Below are 25736 nucleotides of genomic sequence, written 5' to 3' on the forward strand. Positions count from 1 at the left end.
GTCGGGAACGGAGCTTGGTAGGATACCGGATCCGTCGCACTATTCTGCCGCTCGGAAAGCATTGCTGCAGCAAGGTACAGTCAGCTTACTGCTCGGTGCTAATTGCCTAACCTGCTAGCCCGGGGCTGAATCCGGCAGGGGCGCAGAGGCCTAGCCTTTTGGCGCTGGTAATCACACCAACTGGCGCACTACGGACCCCGCACTGCTCAGGGCGGCTTCCACGGTGCCGCCCGCCGGGCCTTCGTACAGCGCCTCCCCGGCAAAAAACAGCGTATCGGCCACCGGTGTGGCCAGCACCTGCCGGGCCGCGGCGCCGCCCACGGTGGGATAGGTGTAGGCGCCGCGGGCCCACGGATCGGCGCCCCAGTCGAGCACGCGGTGGGCGCGCAGGCGGCGGTGCAGCTCGGCCACCGGCGTGCAGAAGATGGCGGCCAGCGACTCCAGCGCCTGCGTGAGCAGCGTGTCGGGTGGCGTGGCGGCCTCGGCGGCGGGGCCACCCAGCCAGCCGGTAAGCAGGGGGCGCGGGTCGGGCTGCTGGCTCCACCACGTCGGAATGGCGGCCTCGACGAAGAGGAAGCCCAGCTCAGGCGCGGGCCGGGGCGCGTCGGCCTTTTCCCAGAAGGCCGCGTCGAATTCCAGCAGGATTTTCACTACCGAGCCCATGCCCAGCGCCGCCACGGCCGCGCGCAGGCCCGGCAGCTCCGGCTCGAAGCGCAGGGCGCCCGGCGCCTCGGGCGGGGCCTGCAGCACGCCCAGCGGCACGGTTATCAGCGCCTGCCGCGCCTCGAAAGTGCCGCCCGGCCCCTCGCAGCGCACGTGCCCGTCCCGCCAATGTACCGTGTGCACGGGCGCTTGGCAGCGTACCGTCACGCCGGCGGCGGCGCACTGCCGCGTGAGCAGTTCCAGCAGCCGCGCGTAGCCGCCGGCGGGCCGCGGCGAGTCTTCGGCCCCGCCCTCGGCCCACTCGTCGCGCAGGGCGAAGGTGCTGGCCCGGCGCAGGTCGGCTAGGTCGAAGCCCTCGGCAAACTGCGTGACCTGCCGGCGCAGCTCCGCGTTGCCGGCGCCCGCCAGGTAGCGGTCCAGGAAGTCGGCCAGGGGCAGGTCGTGCTCCAGCGCCTGCAGGGCCTGAATCAGCCGGGGCATTTCCGCAATAAACTCCTCGGCCTCGCGCAGCTGCCCGTTCTGCGCCTGGTAGTTGCGGCCCGCCGTGTCGTGCCAGGCTATGCCGCCTTCGCGCAGCAGGGCGCGGGTCAGCGGGGCTTCGCCGTGAATAAACTCGGCGCCGCCTTCCACCGGGGCCGAGAAGCCGCCATCCGAAATGGGGCAGATGCGGCCGCCCACCCGGTCGCGGGCTTCGAGCACGGTGACGCGCCGGCCGGCGCGGGCCAGGTCGCGGGCGGCCAGCAGGCCCGCCACGCCCGCGCCGATGATGAGCAGGGAGGAATCAGACATAAAGCAAAACAACAGGCCGGGGCTGAAAGGGAAAAGCGCCGGGGCTGTCCTGACTTACGCAACATCGCCCGGCGGGTATATCCCACCGGGCGCAGCGCCCGCCAATACTGGGCGGCCAGCATGTAGATATAGGCGCTAAAAGTCCTCCGCAATCAGCTCGTGGTTGATAAAGGCCGCGGCCTTGCTGCCATTGGCCACCGCCGCCGCCAGCTGGCGCATGGGCGAGGAATTGTCGCCGGCCACGTAGAGGCCCGCCACCGCCGTGCGCCCGAATTCGTCGGCCGCGAGCAGGCCCGTCGGGCTCAGGGTCAGGCCCAGCTGGGTGCCCAGGTCGGAGGACTGGCGGAACGGTACCCGGGCAAACATGGCCGTGAGCGGCAGCCGGGTGCCATCGGCCAGCCGCAGGTGGTGCAGCTGCCCGGCCTGGTGCTCCACGGCCTGCAGCGGCGCTTCGATGATGGCCACGCCGCGGGCCGTGAGGTGGGCGGCCTGCTCGGCGCTGAGCGTGCTGGGGCCGTTGGTAAGCAGGCGCAGATCGGGGCTCCAGTGGTGAATGAGGCGGGCAAACTCGAAGCCCGTGTCGCCGTTGCCGAGCACGGCCAGGGGCTGCCCGTGCACCTCGTAGCCGTGGCAGTAGGGGCAGTGCAGCACCGAAATGCCCCAGCACTCGGCAAAGCCCGGCAGCGGCGGCAGCTCGTCGTGCAGGCCGGTGGCCAGCAGCAGCTTGCGCGCCCGGTAGGCCGGCCCCTCAGCCGTTTCAACGCGGAAGCCCCCGGCTTCGGCCGTGGCGCGGGTGGCCGTGGCGGCCCGGAGCTGCACGGTGGGGTAGGCGGCCAGCTGGGCGCGGGCCAGGGCCGCCAGCTCGGCGGGCGCGGCCCCGTCGCGGGTGAGGAAGCCGTGGGCGTGGGGCGTCTGGCGGTTGCAGGGCCGGCCGGCGTCGAGCACCAACACGCGGCGCAGGGCGCGGCCCAGCACCAGGGCCGCGCTCAGCCCGGCGTAGCTGCCGCCGATGATGAGCACGTCGTAGGATTGATCGGGATGCATCGGGTAAGGGGAAATGAAGGGAAACGGGCCGCGGGCAAACTTTTCGGCCGGCGGCCGGCTTTACAAACCTACCGCCGGCCTTGCCGCCGCGCGCTGCTGTTTTGGAGAGCTACTTTCCCTTTGTATAGCCCGATGTCGACCCTCAACCCCCAGGAGCTGCGCCCGATCTGGGACGCGCTGGCCGTCGTGTGCGGCCGCTGGCGCATGCCTATCATTCACTGCCTGTGCGGGCAGCCGCTGCGCTTTTCCGAGCTGGAAGCCCACCTCGACTGCATCACGCCCAAGGCCCTGGCCGAGCACCTGCACGCGCTGGAGCTCAACGGCCTGGTGCACCGCGAAGTGGTGCCCTCGCGCCCCGTCATCACGCGCTACGGCCTTACCGAGCACGGGCGCACGGTGCTGCCGCTGCTGCAGGAGCTGCGCCGCTTCGGCGAAACCCACCGCCAGCATCTGACGACGGAGGTATAGAAGTTTGTGAGTTTAAGAGGGTGAGAGTTTGGGGAAGTGCTTCGTTGAACGTCATGTCGAGCGAAGTCGAGACATCTCGCGTGCTGACGTTCGAGGGTAATAACTGTTCAACGAGCAGATTACTATCGAGCGAGATGTCTCGACTTCGCTCGACATGACGTTCTTTCTCACCCCCTTCCTCAACTCACCAACTTCTTACTCCCTGGTCAGCACTTCGTCGATGAGGCCGTAGGCTTTGGCTTCGTCGGCGCGCAGCCAGTAGTCGCGGTCGGAGTGCTGGTGAATCTGCTCGTAGGTCTGGCCGGTGTGCTTGGCGAGGATTTCGTAGAGCTCCTGGCGCATTTTCAGGATTTCGCGGGCCGTTATTTCGATGTCGGCCGAGGGGCCCTGGGCACCGCCGGAGGGCTGATGCATCATCACGCGGGCGTGGGGCAGGGCCGAGCGTTTGTGGGCGGCCCCGCCGGCCAGCAGCACCGAGGCCATGGAAGCGGCCAGCCCGGTGCAGATGGTAGCCACGTCGGGGCGGATGTACTGCATGGTGTCGTACATGCCCAGGCCGGCGTACACCGAGCCGCCGGGCGAGTTGATGTAGAGCAGGATGTCCTTCTGCGCGTCGACGGACTCCAGGAACAAAAACTGCGCGATGATGATGTTGGCAATGTTGTCGTCGACGGCCTGGCCCAGGAACACGATACGGTCCATGATCAAGCGCGAAAACACGTCGATTTCGGCGAAGCGGGTGGGCCGCTCCTCGATGACGGAGCGCGTCATGCTCTCGATGTAGGGCCGGGCCAGGCCGGCGGCGTGGTGCAAGTACTGGTCGACGCGCAGGCCGCTCAGGCCCTGGTGGCCGACGGCAAAGCGGCGGAATTCGGTGGATGCGTGCATGGTCGTTTTTGTTGTTGGTTTTCGTTTTTCGCCGGGGTATGGGTGCGCCGTGGGCGGCTGAATGCTGATCAGCAGCCGTAGCGGAAGAGAAAAAACGGGCAAAGCGCCGCCTTACAGCGGCCTCACGGCCGCCGCTACAGGCAAGAGAGTAGGGAAAGTGCGCCGCTAGGCCGGACCAGCCTCAGCGGCGGAAGCGCCGCAGCAGGGCGCGCAGTTCCCCAGCGGCGCCGCGCAGCCAGCCGCCCGTCGGCGGGCCGTAGAGCTGGCGGTGAATGGCCTGCAGCTCCCGGCGCAGCTGTTGGCGCCCGGCCAGCTGCAGACCCTGGTAGAGCTGTTGTTGCACGGCGGCATCGGCGGCCAGCGCAGGGTCGAGCAACTGCTCCAGCTGCCAGGCCGCGGCGGCTTCGGCGGTGGGCGCGGGGCCGAGCAGGTGCTGCTCAATGCGCTGCAGACGGGTTAGTTCGGGGCGCATGGCTTAGCGGGCTAGCAGGTCGGCGGTACCGGCCCAGGCGGTGCGCACTGCCTGGCGCAGGCGCTCCAGGCACTTGAATTTCTGCACCGTGGCCGAGCGCACGCTGCCGTAGTCGTGAGTGGCGGCAATCTGCTCCAGCGGCTGGCGGTGGTAGTAGAAGGAAAGCAGAATGCTCTGGCACCGCTCGCCGAGCTGGGCCAGGTAGTCCAGCACCGAGGCGGCTTCCGCCGGTGCTTCGGCGTCGGGCAGCTCCTCGGCCTGCGCCGGGCTCAGCTCGGTGTGGGGCAGCTGGCGGCGGCGCTGCAGCTCGCGCCGCCACAGGTTGCGGCTGATAGCTACCAGAAAGGTGCTCGGCGCGGCCGTGAGGGTGAGCGTGCCGGCCACGGCCTTTTCGTAGAGCACGATGAGCGCGTCCTGAAACACGTCCTGCGCGTCCTGGCCCGAGCCACCGTGGCGGCGCACGTGGCGCTCCACCATCGGGAACGTGCGCCGGTAGAGGCCGGTGAGCGTGCCGGGGCGGTCGGTCAGCAGCGCGGCGCGCAGGGCTGCGGCGCGGTCGGCGGGTGGGGCCGGGGGCGGAATCAGGTCGGTAGTCATAGCGGCGGGTGATGTACTGATTAATCGGCAGAACGCGCAAGTATCACCGTCGCGCAGGGAAAAAAGTTTAGCCCTTGTCTTGCTGCGGTTCGCCGGGCGGAGCAAACCGACCTTCCGGACGCGCCAGCCAGGCTGGAGCAGCCGGCTCGGGCCGCCCCCGCAAAACCACTCGCCGCCCTTACTTTGCGGCTTCAGATGCTCCCGCCCATGCTCCACGCCGACCACGCCCTCGCCCAGCGCCTTGAACGCACCGAAGCCCGCAGCAACGCCGCCTTCGTGGAGACGCGGGCCTACCAGCAGCTCGGCAGCGGGGCCACCTGGCGCCGCATTGCCGGCGCCTTCGTGCTCTTCGATGGCCATGCTTCGCCACTGACGCAAACCTTCGGACTAGGCTTGTACGAGCCCGTCAGTGCGGCTGAGCTGACCGAAATTGAGTTCTTTTTCCTGGAGCGCGGCGCAGCCGTGATGCACGAAATCAGCCCTCTGGCCGATACCGCCTTGCTGCCGTTGCTGGCCGAGCGGGGTTACCATCCCATCGAGTACACCAGCATTCTGTACCGCCCGCTTACGCCCGATTATCAACCTGCCACTCAGTCCAATCCGCAGTTGAGCACGCGCCGCATCGGGGTGGGCGAGGAGCTGCTGTGGGCGCAGACGGCCGCCGCCGGCTGGAGCACCGAAATGCCCGGATTGGCCGATTTTATGCTCGAATTTGGGCAGCTCAGCGCCCACAGCGCCGGGGCGGCTCCGTTTGTGGCCGAGCTGCAGGGGCAAGTCATTGCCACCGGCGGGCTGTTTATTTATGAGGATGTAGCCCTGCTCGCCGGGGCCAGCACCGTGCCCGCGGGGCGGCGCCAGGGCGCCCAGCTGGCCCTGCTCGATGCCCGCCTGCGCCACGCCGCCGCGCAGGGCTGCACCGTGGCCATGATGGGCGCCTTGCCCGGCAGCCAGTCGCAGCGCAACGCCGAGACGCAGGGCTTCCGCGTAGCCTACACCCGCGCCAAATGGATGCTGGGTCAGCCAGCCAGCTAGTTGGCCGACGGGTGCAACAACCGGCCGAACCTATCGGCGGCCGTTGCCGTTTGCCCACGTAATTTTGCAGGCTGCGCCGGGGTTCGTCGACCGCCCAACCGGCTGCAGTCTTTCCACTTGCCCATGCAACAGCCCAGCCCGACTCCTTCCGTACGGCCCATCGCCGAGCGCGTGCAGCGCGGGCAGCGCAGCACCCTGGTGGGCGTGGGGGCCAATCTGCTGCTGGCCATGGTGAAGGGCGCGGCCGGGGTGCTGGGCCACAGCTACGCCCTCATTGCCGACGCCATCGAGTCGGCTTCCGACATCTTCACCTCGCTGTTTGTGTGGCTGGGCCTGCGCGCCGCCGCCCGGGAGCCCGACGAAAACCACCCCTACGGCCACGGCAAGGCCGAGCCCCTGGCCTCCATGCTGGTGGCCGGGGCGCTGGTGCTGGCCGCGGGCATCATCGTGTGGCAGAGCATCGGGCACATCATGACGCCGCACAAGATTCCCTCGCCCTTCACCCTGCTGGTACTCGGCGGCGTGGTCATCATCAAGGAGTGGCTGTTTCGCCACATCGACCAGGTGGGCGACGAGGTGGGTAGCGGGGCGGTGAAGGCCGACGCCTGGCACCACCGCAGCGACGCCATTACCTCGCTCACCGCCTTTGTGGGCATCAGCATTGCCATTATCGGCGGACCCGGCTTCGAAAGCGCCGACGACTGGGCCGCCATCGGCGCCTCGTTCATCATCGTCTTCAACGCCTACCACATCTTCCGGCCGGCCCTGGGCGAAATCATGGACGAAGCGCCCGCCGGCACCTGGCCCGAAGACGTGGCCCGCGTGGCGCGCACCGTGCCCGGCGTGCTCGGCACCGAAAAGTGCATCGTGCGCAAGATGGGCTTCGAGTACTTCGTCGACCTGCACGTGTTGGTCGACGGCGACATCAGCGTGCGCGAAGGCCATGCCGTGGCCCACGCCGTGAAAGACACCGTCATTGCCCAGATGCCCGTCATCTACGACGTGCTGGTGCACATCGAGCCGGAAGACTGGCACGCGTAACCAGCGGCCAGCGGCCCCGCAACTAAGAACGTCATTCCGAGCAGAGCGAGGAATCTCGCGTGCTGACTTCCACCAGTAACCTTCTCGTTGAACGAGGACTTTACTATCTGGCATCAGCACGCGAGATTCCTTGCTCTGCTCGGAATGACGTTCTGGTTTAGGCGTTAATAAGTTGGTATTACCGACGTCTGCCTAGCCCTGCCAGGTCGGCTCGTCGGCGGAGGGGCCGTAGGTGCCGGGCACGGGCACGTCGAGCAGGCGCAGGTACACGGTGAGCTGGCCGCGGTGGTGAATCATGTGGCTGATGAGGTGGCGCACCACTTCGGCGCGGGGCTGGGTGAGGAGTACCTGCGCGCCGCTACGCATGGTCCAGGGCTGCTCCAGGTCTTCGGCCGAGGCTGTTTCCAGACCGTTGCGCGCGGCTTCGGCGCGCTGCTCGAAGTAGGCCAGCAGCTCCTCCGAACTGGTGAGCGGCGCGGGCACCACGCCATCGAAGGCGGCCACGTCAATGTCGGTGGTGTCGAGCGTGTCCTTGATCCAGCCGATCAGGTCGGTGGTGTGGCCGGCGAGCTGGCCCAGCGTCATCGACTTGGGGTGGGGCTGCCAGCCGAACTGCGCGACGGGCACGCGCGCCAGCACGCGGCGGGTGAGCTGAGCTTCGGCGGTCAGCTCCTTGACTAAGGCTTGGGCGGGGGCGGCTACCAGGGTGGCTTCCATGGGCTTACAGGGGGTTGGGTTGATTGATAGCCCAAACTTCGGCGCCTCCAGTGACAGCCCTATGTCAGCAGGCGTCGGCCGGTACGCAAAAAAACTCGTGGGCGGCGCGGGCCAGCTCCTGCACCGTGGTCTGCAGCTCCGCCGGCGCCACAATCTGCACCTGCCCGGCGAAGAGCAGCAGCCAGCGGCCGAAGTGCTCCAGGCAGCCGGGCACCAGCGTCATTTCCACCCAGCCATCGGGCAAGGCCTGCTCCTGTTTCCAGCCGAAGTAGTGCTTGTATTCGTGCACCTGCCCGAGCACCTGCGGCCCGAAGCGCACCATGGCCACCTGCGTCTGGCGGCGCCGGGCCTGCTCGGCCCAGTACGACTGCAGGGTGTCGGGGCGCGGCGCGAAGGCCTCGTCGAGCACCTGCAGGCCGGCAATGCGGTCGAGGCGGAAGTCGCGGAACTCCTGGCGCAGGCGGCAGAAGGCCACCACGTGCCAGTGCTGCCCGAAGTACACCCCGATGGGCTCCACGTCGCGGCGGGAGGGCGTGCCCTGGTGGCCGGCGCGGTAGTCGAGGCGCACCACGCGCTGGCGGGCCACGGCGTCGAGCAGGGGCTGCTGGGTGCCGGCGGCGGGCGTGGGCACCGCTGGGCGGCGCGGGCCGCCGAACACGCGGATGCGGGCGCTGAGCGTTTCCACGTAGTCGCGGTCGGGGCGGCGGAGCACGGCGCGCAGCTTGTCCATGGCCGACTGGCTGAGCTGGGCCGTGTGCGCGTCGGTGAGCTGGGCGGCCAGCTTTTCGGCGGTGAGCAGGGCCGTGGCTTCCTCCCGGGTAAACATGACCGGCGGCAGGCGGTAGCCCTCGGCCAGCGAATAGCCCACGCCGGCTTCCCCGCAGATGGGTACGCCGGCTTCCTCCAGGGTGCGCAGGTCGCGGTAGATGGTGCGCAAGCTCACGCCGTAGCGGGCGGCCAGCTCGGGCCCCTTCACCACGCGCTTGGTCTGCAGCTGCACGAGCAGGCCGGTGATGCGGTCGAAGCGGTTCATGGGGCGCAAAGTAGCGCCAAATGGGCCGCGGGCCGGGCGGCAGGCAACGTTCCCGACAACGTTTGCATAAATAAAGCCCGGCCGCGGGCAGCGGTATTTGTGGCGGCGGGTGAAACTTCCGGCCGCCGCCGGGTCGTTGGGCCTGGGGCGAGGCACCGTGCCGCGCCTTTTTTCGGCCTGATTTTACGTTTTCGTGCATGCGTCATAGCTCCTCCCGTTCGGCCGCTGGCCTGGTTCTTCTTCGTGCGGCCCGTACCCTGCTCCTCGGTGGGGCCTTGCTGGGCAGCCTCGCGGCCTGCGGCAGCAAAACCAAAACCACCGACCCGGACCCGGTCACGCCCGACACCAGCGCCAACGAGCCCGCCATTTTCGCGCAGACGGGCTTTTCGACGCAGAACGGCGGCACCACCGGCGGGGCGGGCGGCAGCACCGTCACCGTGCGCACCCTGGCCGATTTGCAGCAGTACGCCAGCAGCGCTACGCCCTACGTCATCAAGATTGAGGGCACCATCTCGGGCGGTACGCAGGGCGCCTCGGTCAACGTGAATTCCAACAAAACCCTGCTGGGCGTGGGCTCGACGGCCTTTCTGGAGGGCGTGGGCCTGACCATCAGCGGCAAGCGCAACGTCATCGTGCGCAACCTGAAGTTCACCATGTCCACCGTCACCAACACCTACATCAACGACGAGAACCGCCCGCAGGTGGCCGTCAACGACGGGGACTGCGTGACGATTTCCAACAGCCAGAACCTCTGGATCGACCACTGCGAGTTCTACAACATCGACCCGGTGACGCAAACCAACCAGGACCTCTACGACGGGCTGGTCGACGCGAAGGGCAGCAGCCAGTATATTACCGTATCGTGGAGCTACTTCCACGACCACCACAAGTGTCACCTGATCGGCTCCTCGGACTCGGACAACCTGGACCGGAAGATGACCTTCCACCACAACTACTACAGCAACATCAAGGAGCGCCTGCCCAGCTACCGCGGCGGCACGGCCCACGTGTTCAACAACTACTTCAAGCACGTGACCGGCTCGGGCGTGAACTCGCGCGTGGCGGCCTGCCTGCTGGTGGAAAACAACGTGTTTGAGGACGTGCGCGACCCGGTGACGAGCAAGAACAGCGCCGTGGGCTACTGGTCGGCCAGCGGCAACCAGTACCTGAACTGCACCGGCTCGCAGCCCACCAACGCCGCCTGCACCCTCACGGTGCCCTACGCCACCACCGGCGTGCTGAGCCCGGCCGCCGAAGTGAAGGACGCCGTCACGACCAAGGCCGGCGTGGGCAAGCTGTAATTTCGGCCTCCCACAAACCTTCCCGCAAGCCCCGGCCACTCTGGCCGGGGCTTTTTTTGCGCCGGTCGGGCGGGGGCGCGTAGTTTCGCCCCATGAACTTCCGCACCACCCGCCCCGCCGCCGACGAGTACGGCGCCTACTACGACCGGTACATCCAGCAGATTCCCGCCGGCCACGACCCCGTGCAGCGCCTGCGCGAGCAGCAAGCCGAGCTGCACGCCCTGTTCAGCGGCCTCAGCGACGAGCAGGCCCGGCTGCGCTACGCCCCCGGCAAGTGGAGCATCAAGGAAACGCTGGTCCACGTCATCGACACGGAGCGGGTGTTTGCCTACCGCGCCCTCAGCATTGCCCGCGGCGACCAGACCCCGCTGCCCGGCTTCGACCAGGATGCCTTTACCGCCCACAGCGGCGCCGACGCCCGCCCCCTAACCGGCATTCTGCGCGAGTACGACGCCCAGCGCGCCGCCACGCTGGCCTTGCTGGAGTCGTTGGCCGATGAGGCCCTGACGCGGCGCGGCACCGCCAGCGGCATGCCGGTGAGCGTGCGCGCCCTCAGCTACATGCTGCCCGGCCACGAGGCGCACCACCTGCAGCTCTGGCGCGAGCGGGTGTGGCCCTTGCTGGGGTAGAGCCGTAAAGGCAAAGCCTGGCCGCAGGCCCGAAGCAGTCAGTTCGAGGCCGCAGTTGCGTGTGCGCTATGGGAATGGAAACCGTTATCTACGGCTATATAGCCGAGCCGTACTACGGCAATCGTAACCCCGAGGAAATGCGGCGCCTGAACCGGCAATGCCAGCGCTTCAACGCCCGGGTGCTGAAATCCCTACCCGTGTACGACGAATGGCCCCCGCTGTACCGGGGCTTTTTTCATGTGTTCGGTGGGTTTGATATGCCTGGCGGCTACGGCGACTATAAAGGCCGCGTCATTCCGTTTGGCGGGCGCTACAAGAGCATTGAGGCCGACTTTCTCCACTGGCTGCCGAAGTTCGAGGCCCTGCTGCGCCGCCTGCTCTGGGAGAAAGTGCGCCTGCACGTGGTAACGGAATACACCTTCCCGCTGACCCTGGAGTGGACGGTGCCGCTCGACGAGTACAGCACGATGCTGGAGGCCCGGCCGCTGGCGCCGCCCACGCGCTGGGACTTCAGCGGCAGCCTGGACTTCTTCTACGACGCCTACCAAAACGCCCACCGCCAACCCTTCGGCCCACGGCCCGTTATGCCGCCGCCGGCAACAGAATCCGGAAAGTAGTGCCTTCGCCCACTACGCTGTCCACCTCGATGCGGCCGCCGGCCTGCTGCACGATGCGGTTCACCAGGTACAGCCCGAGGCCGGAGCCGCCCACGTGGTCGTGGAAGCGGCGAAACAGCTGAAACAAATCCGGGCCGTAGCGGGCCACGTCGAGGCCCAGGCCGTTGTCCTGCACCAGCAGCACCGGGGCGCCCTCGTCCGTCCGCGTGGTGCGCACGCGCACTACGGGGGCGCGGTCGGGGTGGCGGTACTTGAGGGCGTTGCTGAGCAGGTTGTAGAAGATGCTCTGCAGGTTGAGGCGGGCGAAGCGCAGGGCCGGCACGGCCGCGAAATCCAGCCGGAAAGCCGCCCCGGTGGCCGTGGCCTGCTCGTGCATGCTCTGAATGACTTCCTGCGCGAGGGGCAGCAGCGCCACCGGCTCCGTCGCGTCTTGGGCGTTGCGGCGCTCCACCTGCACCACTTCCGAAAGGCCCTGAATGGTGTTGTGAATCTGCCCGAGCGCGCCCTCGAACATCTGCATCAGCTGGGGGGCCTCGGGGTCGTGGAAGGTGGCCGTGCGCTTCAGCTCCTGAAACACGCCGGCCAGGTTGTACACCGGCTGGCGCAGGTCGTGCGAGGCGGTGTACACGAAGTTGTCCAGGTCCTGGTTGATGCGCGTGAGCTGGCGGTTGGCCTGGGCCAGCTCCTGGTTGATGGTCTGGGTTTCGTCGTTGGCGGCGCGCAGCTCGCGGTTGGTGGTGGCCAGTTTGCGGCTGGCCAGCTGCAGGGCTTCGGCCAGGCCTTTCTGCTGGTGCATGTCGGTGGCGGTGCCAAACCAGCGGGTAATCTGGCCGTGCTCGTCGCGCAGGGCCAGGGCCCGCGCCAGAAACCAGCGGTACTGCCCGTCGTGGCGGCGCAGGCGGGCTTCCACCTGGTAGGGCTGGCCGGAGTGCAGGCTGCTGGCCCAGTGCTGCTGCATGCGCGGCAGGTCCTGGGGGTGAAAATAGCGGCTCCAGCCGTCGTACAGGGCCTCGGCTACGGCGCCGCCGGTGTAGGCGCACCACTGCTCGTTGCAGTAATCCACCGCGCCGGCGGGCGTGGCCGTCCACACCAGGTGCGGAATGGCGTCGGAGAGCAGGCGAAACTCCAGCTCGCTCTGCTCGACCCGGCGGCGGGCCTGCACCAGCGCCGTCACCTCGTAGGCAAACACCAGCACCCCGTCGATGAGGCCCGCCGCGTCGTGGCGGGGCTGGTAGATGAAGGTGAAGTACCGGTCTTCGACGGGCCCGCCGGCCTGACGGGCGGCCTGCACCAGCGTTTCGCGCCCCTCGTACGGCTCGCCCGACTGGTAGACGCGCTGCAGAATGAGCCAGATGGGCTGCCGGGCAAATTCCGGCATGGCCTCGGCCAGGGGGCGGCCCAGCAGCGCCCGGTCCGGAAACAGCCGCTGGTAGCCGGGGTTGACCAGCTCGTACACCAGCTCGGGGCCATCGAGCACGCAGATGGCGGCCGGGGCCTGCATGAAAAACCGCTCCAGGCGGGCGCGCTGCCGCTCGGCTTCGGCGCGGGCGGCGTCGGCCTCGTAGGTGCGCTGCTGCACGCGGGCCTCCAGCTCCTGGTTGAGCTGGCGCAGGGCCTGCTGGGCGTGCTGCAGCGCGGCGTTGTTGTGGCGCAGGCCTTCGTTGACGGTGGCCAGCTCCTCGTTGGCCGCGCCGAGCAGCATGTTCAAGGCGCGCAGCTCCTGCTCTTTTTCCTCGATCTGCCGCCGGGCCTGCACCTGCGCCGTCACCTCGTAGGCAAAGCCCAGCACCCCGTCGACTTGCCCCGCCGCGTCGCGGGTGGGCTGGAAGAACACGTTGTAGTAGTTCTGGCTCAGTACCTGGGCGTTGTCGTGGCCCACCTTCACCGGCATTTCGCTGGCTGATTGCAGCTCGCCCGAGTGATAGGCCGCCTCGAGCAGCGCGTAGATGGGCTGCTGCGCCAGCTCGGGCAGGGCTTCGCGCAGGGGGCGCCCCAGCAGGACGCGGCCGGCCAGCAAGGCCTGGTGCTGCGCGTTGACGAACCCGAATACGTGCTCGGGGCCATGGTAAGTGGCAATCAGCGCGGGCGCTTCCAGCAGCAGCTGGTGCAGGCGGTTGCGCTGGATTTCGGCTTCGGCGCGGGCGTGCTGCTCCCGGGCCCGGCTGTCGCGCAGCACCTGCTCGGTGGCGGTGCGAGGCTGAGCGTCGGTATCAGTCAGGCTCACCAGCAGGCCCGGGCCTACGCGCCGGGCGGCCAGGCGGTAGTAGCTGTCGAGGCCGTGGCGCTGGTAGCGCACATCCAGGTGCAGCGGGGTAGGCGAGGCCAGCGCCTCGCGGTAGAACCCGAGCACGCCGGAAGCCACCGCGTCCGGAAACACCTCCAGCAGCGTGCGGGCGGGCTGGGCCGGTAGCGCCAGGATGCGCTGCGCCGCGGGGTTGACGTAGGCGTAGGCAAAATCGGCCACGGCCTCCGGTGGCGCAGCCTCAGGCAGCGGCCGCAGCAGCAGTAGCCCCGTCAGCGACACGTCGAACACGCCCGCCAGCAGCTCCTCCGGCGGAAAAGCAGCCCAGGTATCGGCGGGCGAAAACCCGGAAGCAGCGTCGGAAACGGTCACGGAAAGGTGGTGGAAACGCGGAGGAAAGCCCGGCGGCAACCGGCGGGTCCGGCAAGAATACTTTACTCCCACGGCCGGGAAAAGTTGGGCTACGGGGCGGCGCTCCGGACCAAGGTAGCCTGGATTTGACCGAAAACAGTGCGGCCCGTCGGCCGACCCGGATACGTCCGGGCCGGCCGACGGGCCGCGCGTGCCATTTAGCTGAACTGCTTAGTAGTAGCGTCGGTCGTCGCGGTCCTGCCAGTCGCGGCGGGTGTCGCGCTCCTCGTCGTCGCTGAACCAGTCCGACACGCGGTCGGCCATGCGGCCGAAGAAGCCGCGGTGCTCGTCGCGGTCGTGCCGGTCGTCGTGGTCCCGCACGTGCTGGTAGCGGCTGTTTTCGTCGGCGTCGTAGTAGCCCTGGCTGTAGCTGCTGGCCGAGCGGCCGTGGTCGTAGCGGTCCGAGGGGTGGCTGCTCCAGCGGTTGTCGCGGTCCTGCTCGTAGCGGCCGGCTTGCTGCTGCGACGACCAATTGCCGTTCCGGTCACTGCGGCCATAGGCGTTCGGGTCGGAGCCGCTGGTGTAGGCCTGCCGGCCGTAGCTGCTGCCGTAGCCCTGGTTGCGGGTGCCATACCCCAGGCTCGAGGCGCCGTAATCGGTGCTGCCGTAGGAGCCGCGGGCGCTGTGGTCCTGCCAATTGCGGTCCGCCTCGGAGCGGTTCCACTGGTTTTGCTGGTCGTAGCTGCCGGAGCCGTAGTCGGCGCTGCTGCGGCCCATGCTGCTCGGGCTGCCGTAGCGGCGGCTTTCGTCTTGGCTGCGGCGGCTCCAGCTTTGCTCGTTGCGGTTGTTGGGGTTCATGCCGCTGCGGCTCAGCGCGCTTCGGTCGCGCTGCCAGTCGTTGTCGCGGCCATACGATGAGGAGGATGACGAGCCGCTGCTGTAGCCGTCGTTGCCGCTCACGCCGCGGGTGTTGCTGTCCTCGTCGTGCCAGCGCTGCTGGCCGCGGCGGCTTTCGTCGAAGCGGTTGTTCCAGTCGCGGTTCTGGTTGCTGTAGTTCTGATTGCGGCCGCGGTAGTCGCGGTCCTCATCCGGATGCTGATTGTAAGTGGCCATGATGGGAATGAGGGTTTTGGTTTGTCCTCAATTTTACCCCCGGCCAGCGCCAAAGGTTGCGTTCCGGCGGGGCGCGCGGCTCGTGCCGGCCAGCCTGGCGGAGTTCATGCTGCTCCTGGCTACCAGGTTGATGAATAAGGCGTTGATGAATGAAAATCGTCCGCCGGCAACGCGCTGATGGCCGGCGACGGGTCGCCCCGATAACCCGGTCGGCCTGCCCGGCGCACCGGGCCGCCCAGCCAAAAAAATAGCTGCGCTTTTGCCCGTAGGCTGGCTATATTTCACCGGGCCGGCGCCGCTGCCGGCCCGCTACGTTTCGCCCGCCATACCCCACTTCCCATGGACCAACCAAATCAGCTTCTGGCCCCGATGAAAAATGCTCAGCACCGCGAAGTCGGCGGCGTGCAGGTCGACGTGGTGGCCACCGGCGCGGCCCGCGTCAAGCGCATCATTTACCCGGCGGGCTTCCGCTGGTCGGCGCACATGCAGCCGGTGGTGGGCACGGCCCTGTGCATGCACGCGCACGTGGGCTTTCTGGCCCAGGGCAGCATCAGCATCCGTTACGCCGACGGCTTCGTGGAGGAGTTCGTGGCCCCGCAGGCCGTAGCCATCGAGCCCGGCCACGACGGCTGGGTGGTGGGCGAGGGCCCGGCCGTGCTCATCGAGTTCGACTTCGAGGGCGACACGGTGCAGCGGCTCGGGCTGCCCACGGTGCACGGCCAGGCGCAGCAGTAGCTTCTGGCAGCTACAGCTGCACCGATACCTGCCAGCTCGATGATTTTGCCCGGGCCATTATGTCGGCTACCGAAGTCAGCAGGGCGGCTCCCGTGATGTTATTGAATAAGGCTACCCGGTGACGCGTACCCAAGGCTTCAGCAGCGGCAATTTCGCTTTCCGTCAGGGCAAAAAAGAATCCGCTGAAATCGTCTTTGACGCGGGCCTGATTGGCGGTTTTGATTTCGATAAACACCATCGAAGGCAGGGCCGCCCGCACCGCTTCCGCATCGTGAAAATCCAGCGTTATCGAGCCGGGCAACTCAATGGCGTCGAAGCTGCTGGGTTTGATAAATACGCCGGTGTCACGGAGCGCTGCCAGCAAAATATGCAGCTCTTTGCCCTTTGGGCGAGGCCGCCACTCCGCCATGGTATCCAGGGCCCGAAGCTCGCCGGCGGCACCGTTCTGGTTTGCCAACCGGGCCAGATGCTGGCGCTTGGCTTTGATAAGGTCAAGTGGATTCACCGTAAAATCGGGCTAGGGCGGAATACCGCCGCAACTTAGCTATTGAGCCGAACTAGCGACGCTACCGGCGCGGATTGAGGTGCTGGACAATCTACAATGGGCCCGCCGATACCGGAAAAAAGCCGGTACCAGCGGGCCCGTTGTGGGCAAATTGACAGCTTATGGCCCGTTCTACAGGGTCATACCGCCCGTCAGCTCGAGGCGCTGCCCGTTCAGCCATCGGGCGGCATCGGTGCAGAGGAAGGCCACCACACCGCCGATGTCGTCGGGCTCGGCGGTGCGGCCCAGCGCCGTGGCCTGGGCCACCCAGGCGCGCATTTCGGGCGAGTCGGGCATGGTGCCGCCGCCGAATACCGCCCCGGGCGCCACCACGTTGGCCGCAATGCCGCGCGGGCCCAGCTCCAGGGCCAGGTAGCGCGTGAATACTTCTACCGCACCTTTCATGGCGGCGTAGGCCGACACGCCCACGAAGGAGCTGCGCGTCGTTGCCGAGGACACGTTGACGATGCGGCCCCCGTCGCGCAGCAGGGGCAGGGCCTTCTGGGTGAGGAAGTACACGCCCTTGAAGTGGATGTTCAGCATGTCGTCGAACTGCGCCTCGGTCGTTTCGGCAATAGGGGCGTTAAGGCTGGTGCCGGCGTTGTTGATGAGGAAGTCGAACCGGTCGGTGCCGAAGGTGCTGGCCAAGGCCGTGCTCAGCTGCGCGAAGAAGGCATCGAAGGTGCTCAGGTCGGCCGCGTTCAGGGGCAGGGCCAAGGCGCGGCGGCCCAGGGCCTCGATTTCGGCCACCACGGCGGCGGCCTCGGCCTGCTGGCTGCGGTAGGTCAGGATGACGTCGATGCCCTGCTGGGCCAGTTTCAGGGCCATGTTTTTGCCCAGGCCCCGGCTGCCGCCGGTGACAAGGGCTATGGGGGAAGTGCTCATGGGAGTGCGTGTGTCGCGTTGAATTGAACACGACAAAAGTCCCCCGGCCGGCCGCCCGCGGCGTTGTAGCGGCCAATCAGCTTGTTGTACAAATCAAGCCGGCACGGCCGCCGGCGCGCGGAAAGCACCGGGGCTGACCGCGGCGTAGCGCCGGAAAAAGTGCGAGAAGTGCGCCACGTCGACGAAGCCCAGGCTGTCGGCAATTTCCCAGAGCGTCCAGTCGGTGTGGCGCAGCAGCGCCTTGGCCTCCTGCGCCAGCCGCCCGCCGATGAGGTCGGTGGTGGTGCGGCCGGTGCTGTCCTTGAGCACCTTGTTGAGGTGATTCACGTGCACGGCCAGCCGGTCGGCGAAGTCCTTGGCGGTGCGCAGGGGCACGCGCTGCTGGGGCGTGGTGAGCGGAAACTGCCGCTCCAGCAGCTCCACGAAGCGCGCCGAGAGCCGGGCCGTGGCCGAGTGGGCGGGCGTCAGCGCGGGGGTGGGCTGCCGCTTCTGGCCCAGGTGCAGCAGCTCCAGCACGTAGGCCCGCAGCAGGTCGTACTTGTGGGCGTAGTCGGAGGCCAATTCTTCGTGCATCTGCCCGAACAGCGCCGTCGCGCGGGCGGCTTCCGCGGGCGTGAGCTGAAACACGGGGTAGCCCTCGTGCCGAAACAGCGGCAGCTCGTCCGGGGTCAGGCCCCCGAGCACCGGCAGCATAAATTCGGCCGTGAACAGGCAGAAATAGCCCTGCTGCTCCTCGACGGGCTGCCAGTGAAACGGCACTTTGGGCGTCGAAAACACCAGGGCGTCGGGCTCAATGGTGATGGTCTGGTTGGCAAAATCGGCCCGGCTGCGGCTGCGCAGCAGGCTGATTTTGTAGAAGGAACGGCAGGGGTAGGGCGTGGCGGGTTGCAGCCGGGCCGATTGCCAGAAATCAGCCAGCGCAAACACATTGAAGTGGCCGACTTCGCGTTGGATGCCTTCGGGCAGCAGCGTGCCCAGGTCGAGGCCGGTGCAGGGCGCCAGCTCCTGGTAGAGGGCGTGCAGCGAGGTAGTCGTCATGGCAGCGGGCAGATGGTAGGATTCAAAGCCACGGCAACCCGCCACGGCGCGGAAAGTTTGCCGGCCGGCCGTCGAAACGTTGTTCTAAGGTTGTATCCGGGCAGTATCAGAACGTCATGCTCATCTGGCGTCCGCTTGTCGAAGCATATCTACCGCTTCGGTGAGGTTACCAGACATCAGCACGCGAGATGTCTCGACAAGCTCGACATGACATTCTATTCAGGCTGTTCAGACGAAGCGGTAGAGATGCTTCGACTGCGCTCAGCATGACACTACTTCAGGCGTCTGCATGGTGCGCTGGTGTTTCCGGGCAGGCTCCAGACTTCGGCCCGTGGAAACATCCGCCGCTCGGCCGGTGTTGGCGTACTTGCCGCGCTTATCGTCCGCTTCCGCATGTCCGCTTCCCCCGTTTCCCTCGATCAGGCCCCGTTTCAGAACTCCTTCGCCGATGCGCTGCGCGCCGACCCCTCGCGCGAGTTGCAGCCCCGGCAGGTGCCCGGCTACCACTACTCGCCCGTGACGCCCACCGCCGTGCGCGACCCGCACCTGCTGGCCTGGTCCGAGGAGCTGGCCGCCGAGCTGGGCCTGAGCCGCCCGCCCGAGCGGGGCGCGGCCGTGGAGGTGCTGGCCGGCAACCGCGTGCTGCCCTCCATGCGGCCCTTCGCGGCGCGCTACGGCGGGCACCAGTTCGGCAACTGGGCCGGGCAGCTCGGCGACGGCCGTGCCATAGCCCTGGGCGAACTGACCGCGCCCGACGGCCGCTCCTGGGAAATCCAGCTGAAGGGCGCCGGACCCACGCCCTACTCGCGCCGCGCAGATGGGCGGGCCGTGCTGCGCTCCTCCCTGCGCGAGTTTTTGTGCTCCGAGGCCATGCACCACCTCGGCGTGCCCACCACCCGGGCCCTGAGCCTGGTGGGCACCGGCGAGCAAGTGGTGCGCGACATGTTTTACGACGGCAATGCCCGCCCCGAGCCCGGCGCCGTGGTGGCACGCGTGGCGCCCTCGTTCGTGCGCTTCGGCAACTTCCAGATCCTGGCCGCCCACGGCGAAATCGAGCAGCTGCGCGAGTTGACCGACTACGTTATCGGCCGCTTCTACCCCGAGCTGGGCCCGCCCTCGGCCGACGCGTACGTGCGCTTTTTCGGGGAAGTGTGCCGGCGCACGGCCGTGATGGTGGCGCACTGGATGACGGTGGGCTTCGTGCACGGGGTGATGAACACCGACAACATGAGCATCCTGGGCCTGACCATCGACTACGGCCCCTACGGCTGGCTGGAGCCCTACCAGCCCGGCTGGACGCCCAACACCACCGACTTCAGCACCTACCGCTACGCCTTCGGGCAGCAGCCGCGCGTGGCCCTCTGGAACCTGATGATGCTGGCCCAGGCCCTCAGCCCGCTGGTAGCCGACGTGCAGGCCCTGCGCCCGGCTCTCGACGAGTACGTGCGCCTCTTCACCTTCACCCGCAACGCCCAGCTGCGCCGCAAGCTCGGCCTCACCCGCCAGGCTGATACCGACGACGCCCCGCTGCTCGACAGCCTGCTCGAAGCCCTGGCCGCCGCCGAAGTCGACATGACGGTGTTCTTCCGCCGCCTTGCCCACCAAGTGCCGGCCCTGCTCACAAGGCCCGCTGAGGAAGAGGAAGCCCTCGAAGCCCTGCTGACGGCCGCCGCCTACCCCGAATCATCGGCCGAAGGGCTGCGGCAGCTGCGCGAGTGGCTGGGTCGCTACCTGGAGCGCCTGCGCCAGGAGCCCGCCGATGCGGCCGGCATCGGCGCCGGTATGCTGGCTGCCAACCCCAAGTACGTGCTGCGCAACTACCTCGCCGCCCAGGCCATCGAAGCGGCCGAAGCCGGCGACCTGACCCCACTCAACCGCCTGTTCGAGGTGCTCAAACGGCCCTTTGACGAGCAGCCCGAGCACGACGACCTGGCCGCCAAGCGCCCCGACTGGGCCCGCGAAAAGCCCGGCAGCGCCACGCTTTCGTGCAGCTCCTAGCCGCTGAGCCAACCGCGCCCGTGCAGCCAGCCACGCGGTACACCCAGAACGGCCCGCTCTTCGCGCCGGAGTAGCGCGCGAGCGGGCCGTGGTCTGGGCAGCCGGTAAGTAGCGGCTAACGGACGACCTCCAGTTGTCCTTTGTAGGCGGTGCTGCCCTGGCGCAGGCGGTAGAAGTAGGTGCCGGGCGGGGCGTCGGCGCCCCAGTCGTGGCGGTAGTCGGCCGTGCGGTAGACCTGCGTGCCCCAGCGGTTGTAGATTTCCAACTGCCAGGCGCCCTTGGTCAGGCCGGGTACCACGAACCGGTCATTCCGTCCGTCGCCGTTGGGGGTGATGACGTTGGGCAGCAGCAGGCAACTCTGGTAGCGCACGCGCCGGCTCACGGTGCGCGTGTCGCAAAGCGAAGTAACGGTCAGCGCGTAGGTGCCGGGCTCGGTGACGGTGAGCGTGGGGCCGGTGGAGCCGTCGGCCCAGCGGTAGCCGAGGCCCGGGCCGGAGAGGGCCGGGGCGCGCAGCACCAGCGGCTGTTCCAGGCACAGCGTCGTGTCGGGGCCGAGCGAGAAGGCGGGCGCCAGCGGAGCCGCCTGCACCAGCAGCGAGTCGCGGCTGGTGCAGCCGCCGGCGTAGGTGAGGAGCACCGCGTACCGACCTGGTTGGGTAACGGTAATATCGGGCGTGGTGGCGCCGGTGTTCCAGCGGTAGCTGAGCGCGTCGGGGTTCAGGGCCGTGAGCTGCAGCGCGGTGCCGGAGCAGAGCAAGGTGTCGCCGCTTACCGACGCGACGCTGGCCACCGGCGGCCCCACGGTATGCGTAGCCGTGCGGCGGCAGCCATCGGCGAAAGTGGCCGTGACGGTGTAAGTGCCGTGGGTGCCGACGAGCAGCGTGGCCCCGGTGGCCCCGGTGCTCCACAGGTAGCCTGTCGCAGGACTGCCGGTGGCCGCGGCGGTGAGCGTAGTGCTCTGCCCGGGGCACAGCTGCTGGCGCCCACCGATGCTCACCGCGTTGGTCACCAGGGTAGCAGTGGCCGTGACGGCGCAGCCGCTGCCGTAGCGGGCCGTCACGGAATACGTTCCGGCCTGCGTCACGGAAATGCTCGGCGTGGTAGCACCCGTGCTCCACTGGTAGCTGCCAGCGCCGGGCGCCACGGCCGTCAGGGTCAGCATCGTGCCGGGGCAGAGCGCGGTGGCGCCCGTAATCTGCACGCTCGGACTGATGCTACGCACCCGGATGCGTTCCGTGAGGGTGTAGCCGCCGCGAAAGGTGGCCGTCACGGAGTAGGTACCGGGCGTCGTCACCGTGATGCTGGCGGTGGTGGCGCCGGTGCTCCACAGGTAGCCCGTCACGGCGCCCGTGGTTTGGGCCGAGAGCTGCACCTGACCGCCCTGGCAGAGCAGGGTGTCGCCCGTGAGCTGGAGTGAGGGCGGTGGCAGGGCCCGGGTTAGGTAGGTGTAGCCGAAGGCGCCGGGCAGCGTAATACCCTGGCCAAAATCCAGCAGCGGCGAGTTGTAGTCGCCCGCCACGCTGGGAGTGGTGCTGCCCGGCGGCAAGGCAATGCTGTTGGCCACGTCCCCGCCCGTCCCGCGGATCGGCAGGGCCCAGCGCCAGTTGCCGTCGGCGTCGAGCCGGGCCACGAACCCGTCGTTGAGGCCCGCGGTGGTCAACGTGGAGGAGCCCAGCTGCAACGAGCCAAGAAAGCTGCCGCAGACGTAGCTGTTGCCGGCCGCGTCCAGCGTCAGAGCATTCGGGTACCACTGATTAACGCTGGTGAGGGCACCCGGCCTGACCCATTGGTAGCCGCCGTTGGGGTCCAGCCGGGCCACGTAGCCGGTGGCGGGAGTGACGCTGGTAAGCGTGATGCCGCCGAAGCTGTAGGTACCGCTGAAGCTGCTGGCGAACCGGCAGCTGCCGCTGGCGTCCACGGCCAGCGCGGATTTGTAGACGTACCGATAACCCGAATAGACATTGCCGCTGGGTACCAGCCAGCGGTAGTTGCCCTGCGCATCCAGCTTGCTCACGAAAGTGCCGGCTGCGGTCATCATCTGCGTGCCAAAACGGTTGTTGCTGCCCTCGCAGAAACCAGTCACGTACACGTTGCCCTGGGCATCGAGGGCAATGGCGGTGCCTCCATCACTGTTCTGCCCCCCGCCCGCCACGGCCCAGCCCCAGTTGCCCTGCGCATCGATGCGGGCTACGTACGCATCGGTATTGAATGTGGGCCGATACGGGTATACGTTGGTCAGCGTGGTGCTGCCGAAGGTGGCGGCGTCCCAGAAATGCCCGGTGATGTAGGCCGTGCCCGCTGGGTCCACGGCAATATCACCCGCCAGGTGCGGGCCGGCCCCTCCCGGGCATTTGGCCCACAGCCAGTTGCCGTTGGGGTCCAGCTTCGCTACAAAGGCGGCAGTGCCCGGTACCTGATTGCGGACCACCGGGCTGGCGAGCGAAATGCTGCCAAAGGAGGCTGTCGTGCTGATGAAAAAGCCCGTGACGTACACGTTGCCGCGGGCATCGAGGGCCACGCCCAGGCCCGAGTCGTTGTTGTCGGCGCCGCCGGCCTGCCGCATCCAGAGCAGGTTGCCGCGGGCGTCGTACTTGGCCACATAGATGTCGGTGCCCAGGGGGGAGGCGACGACCGTATTGGTGCCAAACCGCACCGTGCCCACGAAGTCGCCGATTACGTAGGTATTACCAGCGGAATCGGTGGCCATGTCGAACACCCGCGAGCCGCGGTTGTCGCCCTGCACGGGCACGCCCACGTTGACGGCCCAATCAAATGAAGGTGCCTGAGCGCGGGCCCGGCCCGCACCGAAGAGGCAGCACAAAAGAATGCAGCTCACGCGAAGCTGCCGGAGTAAGCGATAAGACAATGGAATCGGCATTGGTGACGGAAGGACGTAGCGCCGCTGCTACAAGCCGCGGCCGGCAATAAGCGCGTTCCTAACGACGTGGCGGCCCTTTTGGTCTTTTTAGGTAGAAAAAGCAGGCCATGAAAGTCCGCTGGCTTCCGCGCGAAAGTCAGCGGGCTGCTTCGTAACCCAAGGCAAATCAGTCGATAAACAGCCGCCAGAAGCCCGGCCACTAGCGTCACACGCCCTAGTGCTGGTGGCAACCGGGCTCGGGGCTGGGCGTAGCGCGGGCTTAGGCCTGGATTGCGCGATTGGCGCGCAACGACCATCAGAAGAACGGCCGGAACTACGAGCAGATGGCCGCGCGTGAGGCCGTGCCGCGGCCTGCTACACCGTCAGCAGCAGCACCAGGGCGTCGTTGCTGAGGGCCTCCAACTCCACCTCAGCGGTACCCCATAAGGCCAAGGCATCTTTTTCGTGCAGCAGACGACCTTCCAGCTCGAAGGCGCCGGCCACCACAAAGGCAAACAGCCGGGCACCTTCAGCCAGGCGGCACACGGCCTCGTGGCGCCCGGCGAAGCGGCCCAGCTGCAGCGTAAAGTCCAGCCGGGCATCCGCCGCTACGATGGTGGCCAGCTGGTTGTCCAGCGCCTCGGGCGCGAAGGTGAAGCGCTGGGGCGCCGTGAGCGGCGTGGCAGTGTCGAGCCAGAGGTGCAGAAAGCTGATGACGTCGGCCGGGTAAGGGTTCTGAAAATGAACTTCGGCGTCGGCGGCCAGCGGCAGCAGCAGCGCTTCCCCCGCGTCGACGGGGGCCGGGTCGTGCTGCGGAGTGCTCACGCGCACGGCGCCGGTGATGGGCAGCACCAGCAACAACGCGGCCGTTTCGGCGCGGAGGCTGACCTGCTGCCCGCCGGCCAGCAGCTCGTCGTTCAGGGCGCGCAGGCGGCCTACGGGGCCCTTGTGCGCGTCGGCGTAAGGGCCGAAGCTCAGGGTGCTGTAGCGGCGAAACTGCGCGGTTTCCGTCAGCCCGCGCTGCTCGCCCAGAAAGATTTTACCGGGCGTCTGCTTCATCGGGCGGGGCGGGCAGCTGAAGGGAATGAATCGACAAAAACGGCTGCAGTGCCACCAGGTGCGTGGGCAGCCCCGCGCCGGCCGCCGCGGGCGGAGCCGTGGCTACCGACACCAGCAGGTAGGTGCCGATGGTATCGTGCCAGGTCAGCGCGTCGGAGTAGAAATTGACGGCCACCTGGTGGCGGCTGCGGTCCTGCAGGTCGGAGTTGATGAGCTCGAACTGAAACTGGCTGAACGGCAAAAAGCGCCGCCCCAGGTTGTCGACGATGTCGGGCACCAGCCCGCCGAGCTGCGACAAATAGCCCCGCACGGCCGCGCTGACCAGAAAATGCAGCCGCTCGGCCCCGGCCGCGTGCTGCAGCAGCTGCCCGAAGGTGCGGTACTGCCGCGCCGGGTCCACCGTCTGAGCCTGCAGCCGGAACTCCTGGTAGCTGTCCTCCCACACCAGCTTGTCCCAGGCGTGGCTGGCGCCGGCGTCGATGATTTTGCGGTAGCAGAGCGTGATGGTGCGGGCCATGAGGCGAAATGGTGAGGTGGTGAACTGGTGAGTTGATGTTCGGGAGGCCGGAACTGCGCATTTCGCGCCTTCAGAACGACACTCGCCATTTCACCACCTCACCATTTCGCCGTTACGCCGGGACGCCCAGCGCGATGGACAGTTGGAAGCCGTCGGTGGTGTTGCCGGTCACCGCAGCCAGCTCCAGGCTCACCCCGTCGCTGAACACGTTATCGGTGGCGTTGGTGGTGTAGCCGCTCAGGCCCTTGGCGTAGCCGTTGACGGCCGCCACGGCCGAGCCCGAACCTTCGGGAAAGGCAATCTGGGTGACTTTCAACGACTGCCCGCTGGCCGAGTACACGTGCACGTGGATGTGGGTGGCGCGGCCCGAGTACCAGCCCGGGAAGATGCTGGTGAAGGTGACCAGCCCGCTCGCATCAGTGGTTTGGCGCCCGCGCAGGAAGTGCACCGCCTGGTAGTTGGTCGACTGCATCCCGGTGCCGCCGTACTCCGAGTAGTTGCCCTCGGCGTCGCAGTGCCAGATGTCGACCAGGGCCCCGGCCAGGCCCGCGCAGCCGTTGTTGGTATTGGTGATGGTGATTTTGGCCGTGAGCAGGTGCCCGGCTTTGCCGTCGCGGATGTCGGCGCGCACGTAGGAGGCGGGCTGCTTGGTGGGGAAGGGCCCCTCGGTTTCGGTGGGCGCCACCGAGCAGCTGCCCCCGGAGCCGGTGGTACCGCCCGTCGTGGAGGAACCCGCGGCGTCCGGCGTCACCTCGTCCTTGCCGCAGGCCGACAAGAGGGCAGGGGCCGACACCGCGCCGACCAGAAGGCTCTTCAGAAAGTGCTTGCGTTCCATAAGGGTAGCTGCGTTAGGGTGGCTGATTCGTTTAGTCAAAGTTGTATTTATCCTTTTTGTGGTGTGGCCTCGAATCGACCACCGGCACAATTGTGCCGACGAATACCGGAGCCGCATTTTACCGGCTGCACGGGTGGACAAGGGGAGGCGTAGGAGTGGTTTTGTAGCTGTAAAGCGTCTATTTGGTGACATGTAACAATTTTACTCCCGGTTTGCGCCGCATTCAGGGCGGTCATTAGCCGACTGGCGTAAGGCCTGTTTCTCTTCTGTT

Annotated in this window: 24 protein-coding genes; 8 read left to right on the forward strand and 16 right to left on the reverse strand. The window is 67.6% G+C overall.

The window, feature by feature from the left end; translation table 11 throughout:
- Nucleotides 1–171: 171 nt before the first annotated feature.
- Nucleotides 172–1452: a flavin monoamine oxidase family protein gene (locus FDY95_RS15485; RefSeq protein WP_138079071.1), complete on the reverse strand. Its 1281-nt coding sequence runs from the start codon at nt 1450–1452 to the stop codon at nt 172–174.
- A 135-nt stretch (nt 1453–1587) separates the two neighbouring features.
- Entirely contained in the window at nt 1588–2496 is a 909-nt protein-coding gene (locus FDY95_RS15490; RefSeq protein ID WP_138079073.1) for an NAD(P)/FAD-dependent oxidoreductase, read from the reverse strand.
- Nucleotides 2497–2628: 132 nt separating this feature from the next.
- Here FDY95_RS15490 and FDY95_RS15495 point away from each other — a divergent pair, with 132 nt between their 5' ends.
- Nucleotides 2629–2964, forward strand: a complete 336-nt coding sequence (locus tag FDY95_RS15495; RefSeq protein WP_171025704.1) for a winged helix-turn-helix transcriptional regulator — start codon at nt 2629–2631, stop codon at nt 2962–2964.
- A gap of 195 nt (nt 2965–3159) precedes the next feature.
- Here FDY95_RS15495 and FDY95_RS15500 read toward each other — a convergent pair whose 3' ends face one another.
- From FDY95_RS15500 to FDY95_RS15510, 3 genes are all read right to left on the reverse strand, one after another.
- The gene (locus tag FDY95_RS15500; protein ID WP_138079077.1) at nt 3160–3852 is read right to left on the reverse strand and encodes a ClpP family protease; all 693 of its coding nucleotides are present in this window, start codon (nt 3850–3852) and stop codon (nt 3160–3162) included.
- A 181-nt stretch (nt 3853–4033) separates the two neighbouring features.
- Nucleotides 4034–4324, reverse strand: coding sequence for a hypothetical protein (locus FDY95_RS15505; protein WP_138079079.1), 291 nt, complete (start codon nt 4322–4324; stop codon nt 4034–4036).
- A 3-nt stretch (nt 4325–4327) separates the two neighbouring features.
- Nucleotides 4328–4921, reverse strand: coding sequence for an RNA polymerase sigma factor (locus tag FDY95_RS15510; protein WP_138079081.1), 594 nt, complete (start codon nt 4919–4921; stop codon nt 4328–4330).
- A gap of 207 nt (nt 4922–5128) precedes the next feature.
- Between FDY95_RS15510 and FDY95_RS15515 the strand changes: the two genes are divergently transcribed.
- Nucleotides 5129–5953: a GNAT family N-acetyltransferase gene (locus FDY95_RS15515; RefSeq protein WP_138079083.1), complete on the forward strand. Its 825-nt coding sequence runs from the start codon at nt 5129–5131 to the stop codon at nt 5951–5953.
- 123 nt (nt 5954–6076) lie between these two features.
- Nucleotides 6077–6994: a cation diffusion facilitator family transporter gene (locus FDY95_RS15520; protein WP_138079085.1), complete on the forward strand. Its 918-nt coding sequence runs from the start codon at nt 6077–6079 to the stop codon at nt 6992–6994.
- A 192-nt stretch (nt 6995–7186) separates the two neighbouring features.
- On the opposite strand, the gene FDY95_RS15525 is transcribed toward FDY95_RS15520, so the two are convergent.
- Entirely contained in the window at nt 7187–7711 is a 525-nt protein-coding gene (locus FDY95_RS15525; RefSeq protein WP_138079087.1) for a DinB family protein, read from the reverse strand.
- 64 nt (nt 7712–7775) lie between these two features.
- Entirely contained in the window at nt 7776–8744 is a 969-nt protein-coding gene (locus FDY95_RS15530) for a helix-turn-helix transcriptional regulator (RefSeq protein WP_138079089.1), read from the reverse strand.
- A 197-nt stretch (nt 8745–8941) separates the two neighbouring features.
- Here FDY95_RS15530 and FDY95_RS15535 point away from each other — a divergent pair, with 197 nt between their 5' ends.
- The 3 genes from FDY95_RS15535 to FDY95_RS15545 all read left to right on the forward strand — a co-directional run bounded on the left by FDY95_RS15535 (nt 8942) and on the right by FDY95_RS15545 (nt 11291).
- Nucleotides 8942–10045: a pectate lyase family protein gene (locus tag FDY95_RS15535; RefSeq protein WP_138079091.1), complete on the forward strand. Its 1104-nt coding sequence runs from the start codon at nt 8942–8944 to the stop codon at nt 10043–10045.
- A 92-nt stretch (nt 10046–10137) separates the two neighbouring features.
- The gene (locus tag FDY95_RS15540; protein WP_138079093.1) at nt 10138–10674 is read left to right on the forward strand and encodes a DinB family protein; all 537 of its coding nucleotides are present in this window, start codon (nt 10138–10140) and stop codon (nt 10672–10674) included.
- Nucleotides 10675–10748: 74 nt separating this feature from the next.
- Nucleotides 10749–11291 carry a hypothetical protein gene (locus tag FDY95_RS15545; protein ID WP_138079095.1) on the forward strand — a complete coding sequence of 181 codons (543 nt, stop codon included), beginning with the start codon at nt 10749–10751 and terminating at the stop codon, nt 11289–11291.
- Here the strand turns inward: FDY95_RS15545 and FDY95_RS15550 are convergent.
- Complete coding sequence (locus FDY95_RS15550) at nt 11257–13905, reverse strand: PAS domain-containing protein (protein WP_171025705.1); 2649 nt, start codon at nt 13903–13905, stop codon at nt 11257–11259. The genes FDY95_RS15545 and FDY95_RS15550 overlap by 35 nt on opposite strands.
- A gap of 210 nt (nt 13906–14115) precedes the next feature.
- Nucleotides 14116–14997 carry a hypothetical protein gene (locus tag FDY95_RS15555; RefSeq protein WP_138079099.1) on the reverse strand — a complete coding sequence of 294 codons (882 nt, stop codon included), beginning with the start codon at nt 14995–14997 and terminating at the stop codon, nt 14116–14118.
- Nucleotides 14998–15336: 339 nt separating this feature from the next.
- Here FDY95_RS15555 and FDY95_RS15560 point away from each other — a divergent pair, with 339 nt between their 5' ends.
- The gene (locus FDY95_RS15560) at nt 15337–15732 is read left to right on the forward strand and encodes a cupin domain-containing protein (RefSeq protein WP_138079101.1); all 396 of its coding nucleotides are present in this window, start codon (nt 15337–15339) and stop codon (nt 15730–15732) included.
- 10 nt (nt 15733–15742) lie between these two features.
- Here FDY95_RS15560 and FDY95_RS15565 read toward each other — a convergent pair whose 3' ends face one another.
- The 3 genes from FDY95_RS15565 to FDY95_RS15575 form a co-directional block, all read right to left on the reverse strand.
- Nucleotides 15743–16237 (reverse strand): hypothetical protein, encoded by a 495-nt coding sequence (locus FDY95_RS15565; protein ID WP_138079103.1) that lies wholly within the window; start codon nt 16235–16237, stop codon nt 15743–15745.
- A gap of 171 nt (nt 16238–16408) precedes the next feature.
- The gene (locus tag FDY95_RS15570; RefSeq protein ID WP_138079105.1) at nt 16409–17161 is read right to left on the reverse strand and encodes an SDR family NAD(P)-dependent oxidoreductase; all 753 of its coding nucleotides are present in this window, start codon (nt 17159–17161) and stop codon (nt 16409–16411) included.
- Between the two features lie 93 nt (nt 17162–17254).
- Nucleotides 17255–18199, reverse strand: coding sequence for a helix-turn-helix domain-containing protein (locus tag FDY95_RS15575; RefSeq protein ID WP_138079107.1), 945 nt, complete (start codon nt 18197–18199; stop codon nt 17255–17257).
- A gap of 393 nt (nt 18200–18592) precedes the next feature.
- Between FDY95_RS15575 and FDY95_RS15580 the strand changes: the two genes are divergently transcribed.
- Entirely contained in the window at nt 18593–20197 is a 1605-nt protein-coding gene (locus FDY95_RS15580; protein WP_138079109.1) for a protein adenylyltransferase SelO, read from the forward strand.
- Between the two features lie 115 nt (nt 20198–20312).
- On the opposite strand, the gene FDY95_RS15585 is transcribed toward FDY95_RS15580, so the two are convergent.
- The 4 genes from FDY95_RS15585 to FDY95_RS15600 all read right to left on the reverse strand — a co-directional run bounded on the left by FDY95_RS15585 (nt 20313) and on the right by FDY95_RS15600 (nt 25465).
- The gene (locus tag FDY95_RS15585; protein ID WP_171025706.1) at nt 20313–23033 is read right to left on the reverse strand and encodes a T9SS type B sorting domain-containing protein; all 2721 of its coding nucleotides are present in this window, start codon (nt 23031–23033) and stop codon (nt 20313–20315) included.
- 396 nt (nt 23034–23429) lie between these two features.
- Nucleotides 23430–24113 (reverse strand): pirin family protein, encoded by a 684-nt coding sequence (locus tag FDY95_RS15590; protein ID WP_138079113.1) that lies wholly within the window; start codon nt 24111–24113, stop codon nt 23430–23432.
- Nucleotides 24094–24630, reverse strand: a complete 537-nt coding sequence (locus tag FDY95_RS15595) for a hypothetical protein (protein ID WP_138079115.1) — start codon at nt 24628–24630, stop codon at nt 24094–24096. The genes FDY95_RS15590 and FDY95_RS15595 overlap by 20 nt, the downstream gene beginning before the upstream one ends.
- A 112-nt stretch (nt 24631–24742) precedes the next feature.
- Nucleotides 24743–25465, reverse strand: a complete 723-nt coding sequence (locus tag FDY95_RS15600) for a dioxygenase family protein (RefSeq protein ID WP_138079117.1) — start codon at nt 25463–25465, stop codon at nt 24743–24745.
- Nucleotides 25466–25736: the final 271 nt, after the last annotated feature.

It is taken from the genome of Hymenobacter jeollabukensis, assembly GCF_005771675.1.
Lineage (GTDB): Bacteria > Bacteroidota > Bacteroidia > Cytophagales > Hymenobacteraceae > Solirubrum > Solirubrum jeollabukense.

Excerpts from the sequence above, each read along its gene's own strand:
- FDY95_RS15535 (WP_138079091.1), top strand. The coding sequence starts at position 8,942 with ATGCGTCATAGCTCCTCCCGTTCGGCCGCTGGCCTGGTTCTTCTTCGT.
- FDY95_RS15545 (WP_138079095.1), top strand. The coding sequence starts at position 10,749 with ATGGAAACCGTTATCTACGGCTATATAGCCGAGCCGTACTACGGCAAT.
- FDY95_RS15580 (WP_138079109.1), top strand. The coding sequence starts at position 18,593 with ATGTCCGCTTCCCCCGTTTCCCTCGATCAGGCCCCGTTTCAGAACTCC.
- FDY95_RS15485 (WP_138079071.1), bottom strand. The coding sequence starts at position 1,452 with ATGTCTGATTCCTCCCTGCTCATCATCGGCGCGGGCGTGGCGGGCCTG.
- FDY95_RS15530 (WP_138079089.1), bottom strand. The coding sequence starts at position 8,744 with ATGAACCGCTTCGACCGCATCACCGGCCTGCTCGTGCAGCTGCAGACC.
- FDY95_RS15490 (WP_138079073.1), bottom strand. The coding sequence starts at position 2,496 with ATGCATCCCGATCAATCCTACGACGTGCTCATCATCGGCGGCAGCTAC.
- FDY95_RS15560 (WP_138079101.1), top strand. The coding sequence starts at position 15,337 with ATGGACCAACCAAATCAGCTTCTGGCCCCGATGAAAAATGCTCAGCAC.
- FDY95_RS15510 (WP_138079081.1), bottom strand. The coding sequence starts at position 4,921 with ATGACTACCGACCTGATTCCGCCCCCGGCCCCACCCGCCGACCGCGCC.
- FDY95_RS15555 (WP_138079099.1), bottom strand. The coding sequence starts at position 14,997 with ATGGCCACTTACAATCAGCATCCGGATGAGGACCGCGACTACCGCGGC.
- FDY95_RS15515 (WP_138079083.1), top strand. The coding sequence starts at position 5,129 with ATGCTCCACGCCGACCACGCCCTCGCCCAGCGCCTTGAACGCACCGAA.
- FDY95_RS15595 (WP_138079115.1), bottom strand. The coding sequence starts at position 24,630 with ATGGCCCGCACCATCACGCTCTGCTACCGCAAAATCATCGACGCCGGC.
- FDY95_RS15525 (WP_138079087.1), bottom strand. The coding sequence starts at position 7,711 with ATGGAAGCCACCCTGGTAGCCGCCCCCGCCCAAGCCTTAGTCAAGGAG.
- FDY95_RS15505 (WP_138079079.1), bottom strand. The coding sequence starts at position 4,324 with ATGCGCCCCGAACTAACCCGTCTGCAGCGCATTGAGCAGCACCTGCTC.
- FDY95_RS15495 (WP_171025704.1), top strand. The coding sequence starts at position 2,629 with ATGTCGACCCTCAACCCCCAGGAGCTGCGCCCGATCTGGGACGCGCTG.
- FDY95_RS15500 (WP_138079077.1), bottom strand. The coding sequence starts at position 3,852 with ATGCACGCATCCACCGAATTCCGCCGCTTTGCCGTCGGCCACCAGGGC.
- FDY95_RS15520 (WP_138079085.1), top strand. The coding sequence starts at position 6,077 with ATGCAACAGCCCAGCCCGACTCCTTCCGTACGGCCCATCGCCGAGCGC.
- FDY95_RS15575 (WP_138079107.1), bottom strand. The coding sequence starts at position 18,199 with ATGACGACTACCTCGCTGCACGCCCTCTACCAGGAGCTGGCGCCCTGC.
- FDY95_RS15570 (WP_138079105.1), bottom strand. The coding sequence starts at position 17,161 with ATGAGCACTTCCCCCATAGCCCTTGTCACCGGCGGCAGCCGGGGCCTG.
- FDY95_RS15600 (WP_138079117.1), bottom strand. The coding sequence starts at position 25,465 with ATGGAACGCAAGCACTTTCTGAAGAGCCTTCTGGTCGGCGCGGTGTCG.
- FDY95_RS15540 (WP_138079093.1), top strand. The coding sequence starts at position 10,138 with ATGAACTTCCGCACCACCCGCCCCGCCGCCGACGAGTACGGCGCCTAC.
- FDY95_RS15590 (WP_138079113.1), bottom strand. The coding sequence starts at position 24,113 with ATGAAGCAGACGCCCGGTAAAATCTTTCTGGGCGAGCAGCGCGGGCTG.